12 protein-coding genes and 3 pseudogenes are annotated in these 16333 nt (G+C 62.1%); 12 read left to right on the plus strand and 3 right to left on the minus strand.

The window, feature by feature from the left end:
• Window positions 1-169: 169 nt before the first annotated feature.
• From M1247_RS26320 to M1247_RS26360, 9 genes are all read left to right on the plus strand, one after another.
• Window positions 170-1366 carry a substrate-binding domain-containing protein gene (locus tag M1247_RS26320; protein WP_317159348.1) on the plus strand — a complete coding sequence of 399 codons (1197 nt, stop codon included), beginning with the start codon at window positions 170-172 and terminating at the stop codon, window positions 1364-1366.
• A gap of 50 nt (window positions 1367-1416) precedes the next feature.
• Complete coding sequence (locus tag M1247_RS26325) at window positions 1417-3459, plus strand: acetoacetate--CoA ligase (protein ID WP_317159349.1); 2043 nt, start codon at window positions 1417-1419, stop codon at window positions 3457-3459.
• A gap of 142 nt (window positions 3460-3601) precedes the next feature.
• Window positions 3602-4582, plus strand: coding sequence for an alpha/beta hydrolase (locus M1247_RS26330; protein ID WP_317159350.1), 981 nt, complete (start codon window positions 3602-3604; stop codon window positions 4580-4582).
• Between the two features lie 125 nt (window positions 4583-4707).
• Complete coding sequence (locus tag M1247_RS26335; protein WP_317159351.1) at window positions 4708-5130, plus strand: cupin domain-containing protein; 423 nt, start codon at window positions 4708-4710, stop codon at window positions 5128-5130.
• A gap of 86 nt (window positions 5131-5216) precedes the next feature.
• Complete coding sequence (locus M1247_RS26340) at window positions 5217-6062, plus strand: ABC transporter ATP-binding protein (protein ID WP_317159352.1); 846 nt, start codon at window positions 5217-5219, stop codon at window positions 6060-6062.
• A complete protein-coding gene (locus M1247_RS26345; protein WP_317159353.1) occupies window positions 6062-6907 on the plus strand; it encodes an ABC transporter permease in 846 nt (281 codons plus the stop codon). Before M1247_RS26340 ends, M1247_RS26345 begins: the two co-directional genes overlap by 1 nt.
• Window positions 6904-7686 carry an ABC transporter permease gene (locus M1247_RS26350; protein WP_317159354.1) on the plus strand — a complete coding sequence of 261 codons (783 nt, stop codon included), beginning with the start codon at window positions 6904-6906 and terminating at the stop codon, window positions 7684-7686. The genes M1247_RS26345 and M1247_RS26350 overlap by 4 nt, the downstream gene beginning before the upstream one ends.
• 67 nt (window positions 7687-7753) lie before the next feature.
• Window positions 7754-8320: a cupin domain-containing protein gene (locus M1247_RS26355; RefSeq protein WP_317159355.1), complete on the plus strand. Its 567-nt coding sequence runs from the start codon at window positions 7754-7756 to the stop codon at window positions 8318-8320.
• A gap of 271 nt (window positions 8321-8591) precedes the next feature.
• A complete protein-coding gene (locus tag M1247_RS26360; protein ID WP_317159370.1) occupies window positions 8592-9851 on the plus strand; it encodes an MFS transporter in 1260 nt (419 codons plus the stop codon).
• Window positions 9852-9871: 20 nt separating this feature from the next.
• Here the strand turns inward: M1247_RS26360 and M1247_RS26365 are convergent, their stop codons facing one another.
• Entirely contained in the window at window positions 9872-10837 is a 966-nt protein-coding gene (locus M1247_RS26365; RefSeq protein ID WP_317159356.1) for an MBL fold metallo-hydrolase, read from the minus strand.
• Window positions 10838-11207: 370 nt separating this feature from the next.
• Between M1247_RS26365 and M1247_RS26370 the strand changes: the two genes are divergently transcribed.
• The 3 genes and pseudogenes from M1247_RS26370 to M1247_RS26380 all read left to right on the plus strand — a co-directional run bounded on the left by M1247_RS26370 (window position 11208) and on the right by M1247_RS26380 (window position 14030).
• Window positions 11208-11774: a cupin domain-containing protein gene (locus tag M1247_RS26370; protein ID WP_317159355.1), complete on the plus strand. Its 567-nt coding sequence runs from the start codon at window positions 11208-11210 to the stop codon at window positions 11772-11774.
• 541 nt (window positions 11775-12315) lie between these two features.
• A pseudogene (locus M1247_RS26375) lies at window positions 12316-12621 on the plus strand (acetyl-CoA C-acyltransferase); the annotation flags it as partial.
• A 290-nt stretch (window positions 12622-12911) separates the two neighbouring features.
• Window positions 12912-14030: a helix-turn-helix domain-containing protein gene (locus M1247_RS26380; protein WP_317159358.1), complete on the plus strand. Its 1119-nt coding sequence runs from the start codon at window positions 12912-12914 to the stop codon at window positions 14028-14030.
• A 579-nt stretch (window positions 14031-14609) separates the two neighbouring features.
• On the opposite strand, the pseudogene istB reads toward M1247_RS26380, so the two are convergent.
• Window positions 14610-15503: pseudogene (gene istB / locus M1247_RS26385) on the minus strand (IS21-like element helper ATPase IstB).
• Window positions 15454-16256: pseudogene (locus tag M1247_RS26390) on the minus strand (Mu transposase domain-containing protein); the annotation flags it as partial. The pseudogenes istB and M1247_RS26390, both read right to left, overlap by 50 nt.
• Window positions 16257-16333 lie beyond the last annotated feature (77 nt).

The following is a 16333-nucleotide window of genomic DNA, read 5'->3' on the forward strand; positions in this document are numbered from 1 at the left end:
GGTAGGCGCCGAGGCCAGCTGAGTGTTCAGGGAAAGTGCTGCGCGCCAACGTCTGTGGCTCGTCGGCGCGCTACTGGCTCCGATCTGGGGGCGTGATCGCGGCATCGCACTCCGGGACACCGTCGACAGGACGGCAAGCGAATGTTGCCCGAAGGCAGGAGTGAAATCGATGCCCAACAAAACCACGTCGGTGTGGGGCGGCTGCACCACTGTGAGAGCGGCGGCAGCCTGTATCACGTCGGTCGCGTTGATCGTCAGTGGATGTTCGAGTTCAGGTGACGGTACGAGCGAATCAGGATCCGGGGCGCAGGGTACTGCGCCCGGCACGGTCCGCATCGGTATGTCGCAAGGGTTCATCCTCAATCAGATGACGACGATGTTGGCGCAAGGTCTGGGTTACTACCGCGAGGTCGAAGAAGAGTTCGATACGAAGATCAGTCTGGAGGTGCAGAGCACCAACACCATGGGCCAATCCGCGTTTTTCGGTGACAGCATCGACTTCTACCAGGGCAGTATCTCCGGGCTCCTTCCGCCCGCGTCGAAGGCCGAGGACGTGATGAGCATCTTCACCCACTACACGGGAACCGCCACGGTCATGATCGGAGCCAGCAAGTACGAGTCGAGCCGCGGCACGGATGTCAACGCCTACAACGGCGCCAACTGGTGTTTCACCACGTTGGGCAGCAACAGTGAGGTGACCTCTCGCTACGTTGCGAAGGACGCCGGCCTGGACTGGTCCCAACAGTCAGCATTGGCGGTCGGCAACACCAGCGCCTTGTTGCCGACATTGCAGGTGGGTCGCTGCGACATCGCGGCCATGGACACCAATTCCGCGGCCCAGGCGGTGGCAGAGGGGCTGGGCTACGTCGTGGAGAATCCGCTTTCGGAGGAAAACCAGGAGCGGGTCTTCGGCGGTTCTGTTCTCGGATTGGTCACCTGGGCGTCTGAACGGTTCACCGCGCAATACCTCGAGCTCACCCAGGCAATCGTTGAAGCGCAGCTTCGCTCGGTTCTTTTCCAACAGGAGCATAGGTCCGATCCCGCCGCTCTCTACGCAGCGCTGCCAGATGTGTTCACCGAGACCACCAGCGAAGAGCAATTCACAGCCGGATGGGAACTCTTCTCCCTGGGAGTTCCGGGCAACACCGGGGGGCCAGCCCAACGCAGATCATCACCTCTATCGAGCTCGGAAATGTCACTGGAGCGGAAGTGGGTTCGATTCCGGACACCACATTCGACAACGAATTCGTCCGGCAGGCATACACCGATCTCGATCGTCAGGTGCCGGCGGCGCTCGCCGATCAGTAGTTCGAGAGTCCGGCCGAACCCGGTCCGGCAGGTTGAATCTGCACGCTCACACCAATGAGATGGAGGACGTCGAGGATGCGTACCCGTGGGCGAGAGGAGGTCCCTGAGATGGATCGCGCACACCAGCTGCATGCACCCGAGTTGCCGATCTGGGTGCCGGGTCCCGCTCAACTCAACGAGAGTGCGATCGCGCGCTTCAGCGAGTTCGTGGCGCGACGGTACGGCGTCGATACGGGCACATATCTCGAGTTGTACGAGTGGTCGACAACTGATCTGGACGGCTTCTGGTCCACGGTGGCCGACTACTTCGAGGTGACAATGGGTCCGGCTGAAGGGTGCGCCATCGCCGACGAGCGAATGCCAGGTGGTTCCTGGTTTCCGGGACGGCGACTGAACTATGCCGAACACGCTCTTCGGCCTGGGCCCGATCGAAGGGACGACAGCATTGCCGTCACCGAGATCCGCGAGGACGGTGCGGTCGATCAACTCACGTGGGCAGAGCTGCGGCACCGCGTCGCGGCGTTGGCTGGCTGGTTGCGCGCCAAGGGCGTCGTGCCCGGAGATCGGGTCGTCGGCTACCTTCCCAACGCTGCGGCGGCGGTGGTGGCGTTCTTGGCCACCGCCTCCGTAGGCGCGGTGTGGGCAGCCTGTGCCCAGGACTACTCGCCCGCCGGGGCCGCGGCGCGGCTCGGTCAGCTGGAACCGGTTGTCCTGTTCATTGCCGACGGTTACACGTGGAACGGCAATCTGATCGACCGGAGGCGGGAATCGGCCGAGTTGCGCGCGCTGCTACCCACCGTCAGGTTCACTGTCGAGGTTCCGTATCTGGGACCGACCACAGCTGCAGACGACCGCAGGCCAGGAATCGCTTCGTGGGATGACACTCAGCGGCATGCCACCCAGCCACCCGACGCATCCCCACGGTACGAGTCGATGGACTTCGACGCTCCGCTGTGGGTGCTGTTCTCATCCGGAACCACCGGCGTGCCGAAAGGTCTTGTCCACAGTCATGGCGGAGTGGTTCTCGAGCATCTCAAATTTATCGGTCTGCACCTGGGCGCCGATCCTGCGCGACCATTGTTCTGGTACACCACGACCAATTGGATGATGTGGAACGTCGTCGTGTCCGGACTGCTACTCGGGGCCCCGATCGTTGTCTACGACGGCAGCCCAACCTATCCCGGCCCACAGCGGCTGTGGGAAATTGCAGCCCAGCACGGGGTGTCGGTGCTCGGCGTGAGCCCCGGGTATCTGGCCACGTGCGAGAAATCTGGTCTGATACCGCGATACAGCCACGACCTCAGTGCGCTGGACGTGCTGGGGGTCACCGGTGCGCCGTTGCCTGCGCGCTCGTACCACTGGGTGCACAGCGCGGTAGGGCCAGAAGTCCAGCTCGCCTCAAGCAGCGGTGGAACCGACGTCGCCACCGCATTCGCGGCCAGTGCCCCGAACACCGAGGTATGGCCCGGCGAACTCTCGGCACCGTGCCTGGGCGTCGCCCTTCAGGCATGGGATTCCCAGGGCTGCAGCATCATCGGCGATGTCGGTGAACTCGTCATCACGAAGCCGATGCCGTCCATGCCGGTGCGGATGTGGAACGACGACGACGGAAGCCGTTACCGCGACTCGTATTTTCAGACGTATCCAGGTGTGTGGCGGCACGGTGACTGGGTCGAGATCACCGATCGCCACAGCGTTGTCATCACCGGACGCTCGGATGCCACGTTGAACCGTTCCGGTGTCCGCCTCGGCAGCGCGGAGGTCTACCGGGTACTTGACCCGATGCCCGAACTCGCCGACGCCCTGATCATCGGAGCAGAACTAGGCAACGGGGGGTACTGGATGGTGTTGTTCGTCGTACTGGCAGCGGACTACACGTTGGACGAGCGACTGATCGCCCAGATCAACGACGCGGTGCGTAGTGGCGCCTCACCCCGACACGTACCGGACGACATCATCGCGGTGCCGGGACTTCCGCACACCCGTACCGGCAAGAAGCTCGAGGTCCCGGTGAAGCGACTCATCCAGGGGCATGCTCTTGCGGATGTGGCGAGTCGCGACTCCGTCGACGACTACGACGCACTCGCCCAGTTCACGGCCTACGCCCGTGCGGAGTCGCCGCGCGCGCCGCGATCGGTGATGGGGGCGTAGGCGTGATCATCGGCAGCAGAATGCCCGCGCGCAAGATGCTCGCTCGTCGGCGATTCGACATCAGAACACCGACAGACGTCGGGTGCCCCGGTCGGGGAGTGGTGGTCGAGACTTTTCCGACTACTTCTGCGAAGGGAACGTGATGACCAGCCGCTTCGACGGTGATCTGGCTGCCGCTCTGGCCTACAAGCTCGACGCGGAGCTGGCCGCCGGGTTGAGCTACATAGCTGATCTCGATTTCAACGACATCCCTGCAGCGCGGGTGCTGGAGGCCGAGATCATGGCTCTCACTCCGGCTGTCGACACAACGGGAGCATCAGTTCGCAACGTCGACATCCCTGTCGACGGCGGCCGCAACACCGTCACGTTGCGGCTGACCACGCCGATCGATGCCGACAGGCCGATGCCGGTGATCTACAACGTGCACGGAGGGGGCTTCTGTTGCGGCACCGTCGAGGCCGAGCACGCCCGAGATGTGGAGCTCGCCAACGAAGTCGGTGCGATCGTCGCCACCATCGCCTACCGGCTGGCGCCCGAGCACCCGTACCCGACGGGATTGGAGGACTGCTACGCTGGCCTTGTCTGGGTCGCCCGGCACGCCGATGAGATCGACGCTGACGTCGACAGAATCGCGGTGCGCGGTCGGTCAGCCGGTGGCGGATTGGCCGCGGCACTGACCCTGCTCACGCGTGACCGCGGCGGGCCCAAGATCTGCTATCAGTTCCTCTGCGTGCCCGAACTCGATGATCGACTGGACACACCGAGCATGAAGAGGTTCGTCGATACTCCGCGGTGGAATTTGCCGAAGGCGGTACTCAGCTGGAAGTACTACCTGGGTGACCTGGCTGAGCCAGGATCGGCGGACGTACCGATCTATGCCGCTCCGGCCCGCGAAACGAATTTCGCCGGGCTACCGCCCGCCTACATCTCGGTGATGCAGTTCGATCCGTTACGTGACGAGGGAATTCGCTACGCACAAGCACTTCTCGACGCAGACGTGATAGTCGAACTGCATCTGTATCCCGCGACATTCCACGCCTCTCACATCATCACTGCCGCTGAGGTGTCGCAGCGCGAATTGGCGGAAGAAGCAGCTGTGCTCTTCCGTGCCTTGCACGGATGAAGACCCGAAAGATCCGGTGACCGTGAACGAAAGGATTGTCAGTGTCGACATACTGGAATGACTCTGAGGGCGACGTTCGGCCGAATGGAACGAGCTTTCGACTTGCGGTGGGAAACGAGTGTGCGATGTATGCGATCACTCGCGAGGCGGGGTATCACACGAAACCACACGCGCACGACTATGAGCAGATCAGTTACATCGTCGAAGGCGAGATGTGGACATTCGTGGGGGAGGAGGCATATCACCTCAAGGCAGGCGATTTTCATCGTGTGCCCCGCAACGCGATCCATTGGTCGTGGAATCGAAGCGGCGAGCCGTGCGTGACCATGGAGGCGGCCAGTCCACCTCCGCCGACCGAGATGCTGGACAACCAGGAACTCGGTGAGAAATTGGGGCTGCGGTGCATGCGGCTACACGGTGAGGACGAGACGGTGGCCACCCGACCGTCCAACGGAATCTTCCAGATCGATGCGAGCCGACACGGTATCGACGTGGCAGCCGTGGAGGCTAAACCTCCGGTGAACCGCCCCTCGCGGCTGTCTGACTGATGGAGATCACAGTGAGTGCACACAGCCCGATCCGCGGGAGAACGAAACCAGGGTCGGCACCGATGTCGAGCCGAACAGGAGAAGAGATGACGCCGCCAGGTGCCGCCAGCATCAACGCCGACCGATCGCTGAAACTCGACCGAGTGACCCAGCGATACCCGTCGCAGGCATCTGATGCAACTGATTTTGTTGCCATCAGGGACGTTTCGGTCGAGATTCCCGCCGGCCAGTTCGTGTCCGTGGTCGGACCGACGGGCTGTGGAAAATCGACGATGCTGTCGGCGATCTGCGGACTTCGCCCAGCTTCGACGGGGCAGGTGACCATCGGCGACAGCGTGGTCACCGGGATCCGGAAGGACGTCGGGTTCATCTTCCAGCAGGACGCACTGCTGCCGTGGCGAACTGCCGTGGAGAATGTCGAGCTGAGTCTGCGGTTCCGCGGTTCGTCGAGATCCGAAGCGCGCGAACGGGCACGCGACTGGTTGGCACGAGTGGGCCTACTGGATTTCGAGGACCGGTATCCGCACCAGCTGTCCGGAGGTATGCGCAAAAGGGTCGCTGTCGCTGCCACTCTGGTGTACGAGCCTGACATCCTGCTGATGGACGAGCCGTTCAGTGCGCTCGACATCCAGACCCGAACGCTCATGGAGAATGACCTCCTGCAGGTGTGGGAGCAAGCAGGAAAGAACACTGTGGTGTTCGTGACCCACGATCTGGAGGAAGCCATCGGGCTATCCGACCGCATCTTGGTGTTGAGCGCCAGCCCGGGGTGCCTACGCGGAGATTATGCGATCGAGCTGCCGCGCCCCCGAGATCTGTTGGAGGTGAAGATGATGCCGGATTTCGTGGAACTGTACCGCGCTATCTGGAAGGATCTCGAAGGTGAGGTGCTGGCAGCGAACAAGCTGCGTATCCCCGGGGTGCCCAGCTGATGGCCGGCACCCAAGTCTCCACTGAACCCGGCCCTGCTGTTGAGCAGGGTCGCAGACGACCTCGACGCAAAGCCGAGCTGTTGTCCGAGCGACAGCGCAACCACACGATCATGTGGGTGCTCATCGCGGCATTTCTACTCGTGTGGCAGCTTGTCGGGCAGGCCAGTGTCGCCTATCAGCTGACCATTGGCACCCCGACGGACGTCTTCGCCTGGATTGTCGACTGGGCAACCGGCGAGTACTCCTTCGGATGGTCAGATCTGTGGATTACGTTGCAAGAAGCGGCTTTCGGCTATCTTTTTGGCACTGTGATCGGTGTTGCGCTCGCGGTGTTGTTCTCGACTGCCGACCCACTCCGGCAGCTGCTCATGCCCTTCGTTGCCGCTGCCAACGCCGTGCCGAAGATTGCCATGGCACCGCTGTTCGTACTTGCGTTCGGCACCACCGTCTCCGGTAGGGCCTACTTCGTGTCGAGTCTGGTTCTGTTCATCAGCTTCTTCGCGGTGTTCAACGGACTGAAGTCGATCGACCGCAAGTACCTGGATCACGTTGCGGTCCTGGGAGCCGGCTGGAGGTGGACAATTCGGGAGGTCTATATACCGGCGATCATCGGGTGGCTGGTAACGAGCCTGAGGCTGAGCTGGACGTGGGCGATCTCGGCGGCGGTGTTCATCGAGTACCTCAGCTCGAACGAGGGGATGGGTGCCATCGTCGCGGCAGGTCAGGAGAGCCTGGCAGTATCCACCGTGATCGGGGCGCTGGCGGTGATCGCCATTATCGCCAAAGCTGTTGACTCGGCGCTGGTGCAGATCGAGAGCCGGATGAAGGCATGGAGGCCGGCGTGAGCACACTCACCACCTACCGGCCCAGTCGTGTGGTACTGATACTCGGACGCGTCGCCATTGTGGTCCTGCTGTTCGTCGCATGGTTGGTGGCCGCCGAGAACGAGTGGATCAACGTCAACTTTTTCTCGTCGCCGATCGACGTGTGGTCGTCGCTGATGTCGTTGTCGGCCAGCGGCGAGCTGTGGGCAGCTCTGCAAAGTACAGTGCTGTTACTGGCGGTGGGCTGGTTGCTCGGCGAGATCGCCGGCCTGACACTGGGTATCGCATTGGGTCTGTCGAAGTCGCTCAACGCCATCTTGGGCCCGATTGTCGTGTTCCAGAACGGCTTTCCGAATATCTTGCTCTTGCCGATCTTCGTGGTGTGGTGGGGTTTCGGGTACGGACCGAAGATCGCTCTGGTGGTGGCGATGATGGCAGTCTTCGTGGGACTGAATGTGGCAGCCGGCGTACGCGAGGTCGACGGTGTACTCATCGACAACATGCGGATGCAAGGAGCGGGCACTCTGGACGTGCTACGGCACGTGTATCTCCCGGCTGTCGCCCTCTGGGTCAGCAGTAGCGCGCGGGTGACGGTGGGGTACGCCCTGCAGGCCGTTGTCGGATCAGAGTTGATGGGTTCGATAACCGGGTTGGGCGGGCTCATCTCCTACGGCCAGGTGTCGTTTCGATCGGACCAGATTGTCGCGGTACTGCTCGTGGCGGCAGCCTTGGCCATCATCATCGATCTGCTGCTGGCGGCAGTGGAGCGTCGCGCTGTTCGATGGATGCCAAAGTCGTAACTATATGACTGAGAACAGATTTAAATCAACGGGGCTTCGGTTGTTCGGTAGGAAGGGTGTGTTGGGTATGTATGACGATGCGGTGTATGCCTTGGTGGGGGTGGCCAAGAAGCACGGTGGTTACGGTGATGCGGTGGCCGAGGCCATGCAGACGTTCATGGAGGCATTGCGTCCGATTCTGGCCGATGAGGATCCGGAGTTGGTGACTTACTTCCGCAAGAGTGCTCATACCGAGGGCTCTCGGGTGTTGTATTACGACGGCTCGTTGGGGATTGTCTTCAATGAGGTGAAGTGCGGTTCGATTGTTCCCCTCCACAATCATGGGCTGCCGGAGGTTGTCGGTGTGTATAGCGGCAGCATTTTGTACCGGACGTATAGCCGCCTCGACAATGGTGAGGTGGCGAATGTGGCCAAGCTGTCGTTGCGGGAGGAGCGGGTGATGACCGATGGGGATGTGAGTGTTCTTCCGGAGCCTCCCAATGATATTCATGGTCTGCGTGCGTTGAAGGACACCACGGTGATGAATATTATTCCGGGTGCGCTGCAGCCGGTCCGGCAGTACTACTACCCCTCTGAGGGGGTTTACATCGAGTTGCCTGCCGGTACCAAACCCGCCGACGGCGGAGGCTGGTGAGCGTCCCCAGCCACGACCTGCCGGTCGTGGCGAGGACCCTTGGGTAGGCCTCCGCGGAACGGAGCATCCGGTTTCACTGCCCTTCCCGTTCACCGATTCGGCGTCGGGCGAGGGGGATCCGCTGATTTTCACCGGTACCGGTGTCCCCTATCGGCACCGCCCGGCCCCTCGCGAACAAGGAACACCACCGATGACTCAAACTCCAACTCCGGCTGACGTTCGTCGTGTCGTCACCGCAAGCTTCTTCGGTACAGCCATGGAGACATACGACATGTTCCTCTACGGCACCTCTGCGGCACTGGTATTCGGACCATTGTTCTTCCCGAACCAGGATCCGGTGGTAGCGGCGATGTTGTCATTCTCCACCTTCGCCGCGTCCTTCGTGGCGCGGCCGGTGGGGGCGGTGGTGTTCGGCCACTTCGGAGACCGGGTCGGCCGCAAGGTGACCCTGATGACCACGATGCTTTTGATGGGTATCGCCACCTTTGCAGTGGGATTGCTCCCCACCTACTCGGTCATCGGCGTGGCAGCCCCGGCGCTTCTCGTGTTGCTGAGATTTCTGCAAGGGTTCGCCTTCGGCGGCGAGTACGGTGGCGCCACATTGATCATCACCGAATACGCACCACCGGACAAGCGCGGCTTCTACACCGGCATCAACAATGTCGGGCCGGCGTTCGGCTTTGTCGGGTCGGCCGGAGTGTTCATAGTGGTCTCCACCTCAATGAGCGAAGCGGCGTTCCTGGATTGGGGATGGCGGATTCCATTCCTGCTCAGCTTCGTGCTGGTGGTCACCGGCCTGTTCTTGAGGTTTAGGATCAGTGAATCCCCGATATTCAAGGCAGCGCTCGATCAGGAGACGCATTTCAAGGTGCCGGCGGCTGCGCTGATCAGGCACTACCCGAAGGAGCTGCTGCTGACCGCCGGCTCAACGATCCTCACCTTCGGTGCCTTTCAGATCTTCTCAGTCTTCACGCTCGCTTATGGCGCAAGGGTGTTGGGGGTTCCCTCGAACACCATGCTATTCGCACTGATCATCGCCACTGTGGGGCAGGCCTGGTCCACTCTGTGGTTTTCCAAGCGCTCGGATACCGTAGGCCGCAAAAAGGTCATCATGGGCGGCATGGTTTTGACGGCACTGTGGGCATACCCGATGCTGTGGCTGTTGGATACCGCGAACTTCGTGGCGATCACAGCGGCGGTAACGGTACTGATGCTCATCTACGGGATGCTGTTCGGCCCCCTGGGGGTGTACCTCGGCGAGATGTTCGGTACGCGTGTACGTTTCACCGGCATTGCTGTCTCGTACAACATCGGCTCGATACTCGGTGGAGCCCTGGCACCCATCATTGCCACCTACATCGTCGCGGAGGCCCGCGCGTCCTGGCCGCTGGGCCTGTACATCGTTGGGATGGCAGCGATCTCCCTTTTTTGTGCCCTGGCGCTTCCCGAAACCCGTCGAGCTGACCTGACGGCCGATCGCACTGCCGCAGCGTCGGACGACGCAGCGACGGTGCCGGACACCATCCGCTGACGGTGCCCGGCTGATCTGTCTCAGTCCTGTTCGCCCTCTAGTGCTTCCAGGCGGAACGAACCACCGTCGCGGATCACTGTGCCCGCACTGCTTCCGGTGAAGTGGCTGCCGAACACGACAGTTGCTGTTTCCGAACATGATTCAAGAAAGCTGCGGCGGTGCCGAGCCGCCAACGTCGGGTCGAAGTCGCTCTGTGAACTCCACTGCGTCCTGGCTATCTGAACTGGATGGTGGATGAAATCACCGGTGATGAAGGCGGACTCGCCGCGGGACGCGACACGAACGCTGTGATGGGCAGGTGTGTGGCCGGGGGAGGGCACGTAGTGAATGCCCTCCGCGACCTCGTACCCCGAGGGGACGAGGTCGATCATCCCCGCCTCGCGCAGAGGCCATACCGACTGGTCGAAACCCAAACGTAGCTGGCGTCGTCGAATCGCGTCCGGCTCGAGTTCACCGTCCAGGGCTGCAAGCGCGCTGTTCACCGTCGCGCAGATACCGGCGTGGTAGTCGAACTCGTCGCGCACGAACAGATGGGTGGCGTTGGGGAACGTCGGTGTCCAGACTCCGTCGACCAGGGTGGTGTTCCATCCGAGGTGGTCGAGGTGCATGTGCGTGCAGAGCACGATGTCGATGCATTCAGGAGGGTGCCCCGCTGCGGTGAGTCGGCTCAGGAAGTCGGTGTTCCAACCGCTCCAATTCGGCAGGCGCAGATTGGTCTTGTGGTTGCCGACGCCGGTGTCGACGAGGATCCGGGTTTCACGGACCTCAATGACGTAGCAGTGCAGGTTCCAGGTGAGCTGTCCATCGGCGTTCGCGTAGTGCGGATAGAGCCACGGGATCTGTTTCACGGCATCGGGTGTCGCCTGAGCGATGAGCCCGTCTAGTAGGCCTACCTCGACGGGCGCCTCTGTCACCTGCGTGATTTGCGTTTCGCCGACGTTCCATCGACGGACCGGCACTTCGGGGTGGTGTTCGACCAGTGTCACTCTTGAATGATTACTCACCGGCAGACCGCTTTTGGGGTATTCAGGAACAACCGGCCAGTTTGTGCCCATGCCGACTGTGTTAGCGGGATCGCGTGGGTCCCGACGCGGTCGATGCTGTTCGCGTGTGCAGTTTGACGCGCTGACCTCGATATACAGCTGCACGCGCTGCCGCAGGCCACGTGGATATCATGCAGAACTCGTTAGCTATCGGGTGTGGTGGTGCGCGTTCGTCGCTGTTGTGGTGGGGCATTGTCGACGATCGTCGGGTGCTGCTGTTGTGGTTGCCACGGGCACGATGGGAGACGTGGTTGTCAGGCTGCGGCGGTGACGTCGAGGGCTTCGGTTGTTCGGTAGGAAGGGTGTGTTGGGTATGTATGACGATGCGGTGTATGCCTTGGTGGGGGTGGCCAAGAAGCACGGTGGTTACGGTGATGCGGTGGCCGAGGCCATGCAGACGTTCATGGAGGCATTGCGTCCGATTCTGGCCGATGAGGATCCGGAGTTGGTGACTTACTTCCGCAAGAGTGCTCATACCGAGGGCTCTCGGGTGTTGTATTACGACGGCTCGTTGGGGATTGTCTTCAATGAGGTGAAGTGCGGTTCGATTGTTCCCCTCCACAATCATGGGCTGCCGGAGGTTGTCGGTGTGTATAGCGGCAGCATTTTGTACCGGACGTATAGCCGCCTCGACAATGGTGAGGTGGCGAATGTGGCCAAGCTGTCGTTGCGGGAGGAGCGGGTGATGACCGATGGGGATGTGAGTGTTCTTCCGGAGCCTCCCAATGATATTCATGGTCTGCGTGCGTTGAAGGACACCACGGTGATGAATATTATTCCGGGTGCGCTGCAGCCGGTCCGGCAGTACTACTACCCCTCTGAGGGGGTTTACATCGAGTTGCCTGCCGGTACCAAACCCGCCGACGGCGGAGGCTGGTGACGAAACGCTGAATGCTTCTGCGGCACGCGATAACAGGCTGCTTGGAAAGGCGGGCCTCACGCTGTGGCTCGGTATATCTTGCCGATCTCAAAAGGGTTCGTGATGAACAATCGTGATGCCCATACGCGGAAAATGTGCCCGAGCGACCCGAGCAGCGATTGTCTCCACGTCCCGAATGCCGATCAGGCAGGCCTACCGGGGGCAACAATTCTCAGGTGCCGCACTAGCGGCCCGGGTGATCACCCGGGCCGTCGGGGAGGTCGGGACCTTCCCGGTGAAGTCGAAGACGTGGTGCTGGGCTGTGCGATGCGGCAGGGACCGCCGGCCTCAATATCGCTCGCCAGTCGGCACTCCGTGTCGGGTTCCGGTGACTGTGCCGGGCATGACCCTGGATCGGCAATGTTCTTCAGGGCTCATGGCAGTGGCGGCCACGCAGGTCTTGGTGGACGGCGTGCGGGTTACGGTTGGTGGTAATCGAAGTGGGCAAGATCGTGGTGGTCGACGAGGTTGTCCGTCCCGGTACCACGGCCGCGGGATTGGCGAAATGGGTACCGGTCAGATAGCCGCAACCCCGTGACTTCCGGATCGACATGGTCTGGTGCTCAGCGACATCGGCATATGGGAACTCAACGAGGCATTCGCCGCGCCGGCCCGTCTATTGCCGTGATTTTCTCGGAATCGACCCTCATAAGAAGAACGGCGGGTTGATCGCTTTGGGGCACCCGTACGGTATGACCGGGGCGGGAGCAGTGGGTCACGCGTTGCTGGAAGCCAAGCGGAGAGACGCGCAGTTCGCCGTGGTATCAATCTGCGTGGGCGGGGAATAGGCGCCGCCGGCCTGTTCTGAAGTCGCGCGGTGATGTGCGGAGTGCTCAGCCCGCAGGACAATCAATTCGACTACCGCATAATCACATTGGGCCCACCGTCCGGCGATGTGTCCGCGCGGCTCTGACGTTGGACGGTACGGGCTGTATCGCCAGCGAGGATCGGATGAAATATATGCCGTCCACATTGCGCGTGGCGAATTCACATCGAGGCCAGTCGGGCGCTGACGCAGTCTGATGGTGCACGCTGTACCGCGTGAAGGTGCGATCACATTCGCCCTTGAACGTTGTTTGACTCACATACACTGGGGTCATGCAAGGCTTGCTTCTTCGACTGTCGGAGACCGACGCGGCGGCCTCGGCGATGCGAGTGATCGCTTTCTACGACATGCTGCTTGAGCGCAGGGCCAGTCCCCGCGCCCTGGTACAGGCGACCGCCGGTCTGGCGCAGTGCGTGGCGGGTTGGCGAAACAGCAACGGTGTAGTTGTCCGGTTGGCGCCCAGCTCGGCAGAGAGCCGGCAGTTGAAAGGGCCGCCGACGCCATCGGCCGAGCTCGAGGTCGCGGATCACGGGGTGGTTTGGCTCGAGCGGCAGGGCGGGCCGGAACCCTTCGACGAGCTGGTTCTCGAGCGGTTGGCGCTCGTGGCCGGAGCGTTGAGCACCACTCCGATTCGGCGGGAGGACGCCCGTGTGCAGGCCGATGATACTCGGCTGCTCTTGGATCCGACCCGGTCCGATGATGCTCAAACGGCAACAGCGCGCGCTCTGGGGCTGCGTGTGGGGCGACCGGTTGTGCTGGTAGCTCTTCGGCACAGCACCAAGCGTGACCCATCGGTGTGGGCTCGCGACGTCGCCGAACAGTGTTGGCAGGCGGATCGCGTGCAGGTGACCAGCGAGGACGGACTCGCAGCGGTTCTCATCCAGCAGGTGGTGCCGTATGCCACCATCGAGGACACCTTGGCCGAACACATAGCAGGCAAGGAGTCCGAATCCGGACTGGAGTCAGGCCTGGTCGCGGGAGTCGGTACGCCGCAGCCAGTTACCCAAGCACACCAGTCTTGGAATGAGGCCAAAGTCGCACTTCGCTTCGCTGGAGCGACGCGCACCGACGTCGTCGCCTCGCACCTGCGTCTGGGGTCTCTAACTTTGCTGGCACACATCCCCATGTCTGTTCTCTCGGACGACCGAGGAGTGCAGGCTGTTGCTCAACTGCGCGCCAAACCCGGCGGGGCGGATCAACTGAGAGTGCTGCAAGCGTTCTGTCGGACGGGTTCCCTGCGCCAGGCCTCGGCTGAGCTGTTCCTGCATCACAGCACGGTCGCAAGCCATTTGACGCGGATCGGCGCAAGAGCGAATTGGGACCTGAACACCTCGGTCGGTCGCTTGTCTGCGCTGACGTCGTTGTATGCCGAGTACCTGTGCAATTCATGATGACGCATTCCTGAACATGCACTATCGGGTATCGACTTGCGTCGGGTTCGCCGTGTCCGTGAACAGCGTGGTATGAGCTGGAACCCCAGACAGCACGCCCAGCGGGCAAACCCACAGGCCATAGACCTCACAAACCGAAAGCTCGGAAACCTTCACTGTGGCCACCCACGACTGACGCTTCAAGACCGTTGCTCGGCCGACCTATTCACGACCCTGTTATCCTCCGATGGTCCGTCAGTGTTGTGACGTTGACTAGAACTCGCCCCGCTGTTGACACCTAGGTGGAAACGCTGCGAAGTGTTCTGGCGCTCGCCGTCAGGTGACGGGCCCCGGAAAGTGAGCGTGCGCGCATGGTCGTTGAAGTTGTCGCACGGACTCGAGGCTTGATATGCCTTGCGCAGCCCGGCGATGGGCAGAGAGAACGACCGCCGAACGTAACCGTCGAGGACCCTACGGTGATAGCCGGCTTCCGGGCAGTAACAGGAGACGCTACGAGAGAGCGAACTGAGTGAGGGATCGATGTCAACGACGGTTGAAAATTGACCCCTTTTCAACGGTTGAAAATTGACCCCCTGGCGTTCATTCTTCGGTGGTCGATCCCGGGACTCGCCCGAGGTCGCGGTCTTTGACGCGATAGGAGTCGCCCGTTAAGGCGATCACTTCGGCGTGGTGGACGAGGCGGTCGATCATGGCTGCAGCTACCACGTCGTCGCCGAACACCTCTCCCCAGCGGCCGAAGGGTTTGTTGGAGGTGACGATGAGGCTGGCCCGTTCGTATCGGGACGAGACCAGAAGACCAGCTGGAAGAACAGGTTCGCGGCCTCGGGTTCGAACGGGACGTAGCCGACCTCGTCGATCTATGCCGAAGTCGGCATAGGTCGACGACGACCACCGGGTAGCGACCCAGCCGGATGAGCTCCTGCTGCAGTCGACCACTCTGGTGGGCCTCGGCCAGGCGAGCGACCCATTGCGAGGCGGTGGCGAACAACACCCGGTGCCCGGCCTGGCAGGCCCGGATCGCGATCCCGATCGCCAGATGCGTTTGCCGGTCCCGGGCGGGCCCAGAAAGACGACGTTGTCTTTGGCGACCACGAAGTCCAGCGTTCCGAGATGAGCGATGGTGTCGCGTTTGAGTCCACGTGCGTGATCGAAGTCGAACTGTTCCATCGACTTTCGCGAGGGAAACCGGGCTGCTCGGATCCGACCCTCGCCGCCGTGAGATTCTCGGGCAGAGACTTCACGTTGTAAACAGGCCACCAGGAATTCTTCATGGGTCCAGGACTCGGCGCGGGCCCGCTCCGCCAGTCGGGTCACAGCCTCGCGCATCGTGGGGGCCTTCAAGGCTCGGGTGAGGAAGCTGATCTCGGCGCTCAGATCCCGGCCAGCCGCCGAGGACGCCGCGGTCTTGGTGGTGGTTTGGTGGTTATGACACCAGCCCGCCGTCGCCGGGGTCGATACCCAGCGCGGCGTCATAATCGGTGAGGCTGCGCTGTTCGACCATGACCTGATCGTCGGACTCACTAACCGGAAGTAAGGCACTGATTCTGTTGTGGTGCAGCATATTCGCCGCTTCGCGATGCTCTGAGTCCGTGATCGTCTGATGCCACGCCCACACCAGTTCATGCTGCGCGACGGTCTTGCCGTCGCAGAACACCCGCACCCGATCCAGATCCGCCACTACTTCGATACGGCGCCCGATCACCCCCGGATGCACCGAGTAGTCATTGGAGTCCAACCGCACGTAATGATCACGCGCCAACCGGGTCGAGTTGCGCCACCCGACCTGCGGGGGCACCGGCGGCAGCGCCAGCATCGCCGCCAGATCGGCGCCGATCCGGTCGGTCGGTGCACAGCCGAGCACCCGTCGCCGGCGGGCATTGACCACATGCAGCCATTTGCCGAACTGCTGGTTGAAATCGCCGGGACCGCTGAACTGTCTGCCCGGCAGAAACGACCGTTCGAAATAGTCGTGGGCGCGTTCGATGATGCCCTTATGCTCAGGCTCGGCGGGTTTGGGGACCACCACCTTGGCGCCCAGCACGCCGCGGAAGGCGTGGCAATCACGGGTCAATTCGATTCGGCCACCACGGTTTCGGCCGATCGCCCCTCGCCGTCCCAGACCAACGTCCGCGGAACCGCACCGAGCGCGGCGCTCAGCTGCCACCACCCCGCGAAGAGATCCTCCGCCCGCCGCGACGGCAGCAGGATCGCCGAGATCCACCGCGACTAGTGTCCTGAGTCATTAATTACGGCTCAGTTGTTAAACTAGGCCGTGCCCAGTCCTCAGGCTGCCGTGGATCGTG

It is taken from the genome of Mycobacterium appelbergii (assembly GCF_032883035.1).
GTDB classification, from domain to species: domain Bacteria; phylum Actinomycetota; class Actinomycetes; order Mycobacteriales; family Mycobacteriaceae; genus Mycobacterium; species Mycobacterium appelbergii.

Bases quoted from the DNA above. Each gene is read 5' to 3' on its own strand.
- M1247_RS26320 (WP_317159348.1), top strand. From the start codon at position 170: ATGCCCAACAAAACCACGTCGGTGTGGGGCGGCTGCACCACTGTGAGA.
- M1247_RS26325 (WP_317159349.1), top strand. From the start codon at position 1,417: ATGGATCGCGCACACCAGCTGCATGCACCCGAGTTGCCGATCTGGGTG.
- M1247_RS26330 (WP_317159350.1), top strand. From the start codon at position 3,602: ATGACCAGCCGCTTCGACGGTGATCTGGCTGCCGCTCTGGCCTACAAG.
- M1247_RS26335 (WP_317159351.1), top strand. From the start codon at position 4,708: ATGTATGCGATCACTCGCGAGGCGGGGTATCACACGAAACCACACGCG.
- M1247_RS26340 (WP_317159352.1), top strand. From the start codon at position 5,217: ATGACGCCGCCAGGTGCCGCCAGCATCAACGCCGACCGATCGCTGAAA.
- M1247_RS26345 (WP_317159353.1), top strand. From the start codon at position 6,062: ATGGCCGGCACCCAAGTCTCCACTGAACCCGGCCCTGCTGTTGAGCAG.
- M1247_RS26355 (WP_317159355.1), top strand. From the start codon at position 7,754: ATGTATGACGATGCGGTGTATGCCTTGGTGGGGGTGGCCAAGAAGCAC.
- M1247_RS26360 (WP_317159370.1), top strand. From the start codon at position 8,592: ATGTTCCTCTACGGCACCTCTGCGGCACTGGTATTCGGACCATTGTTC.
- M1247_RS26370 (WP_317159355.1), top strand. From the start codon at position 11,208: ATGTATGACGATGCGGTGTATGCCTTGGTGGGGGTGGCCAAGAAGCAC.
- M1247_RS26380 (WP_317159358.1), top strand. From the start codon at position 12,912: ATGCAAGGCTTGCTTCTTCGACTGTCGGAGACCGACGCGGCGGCCTCG.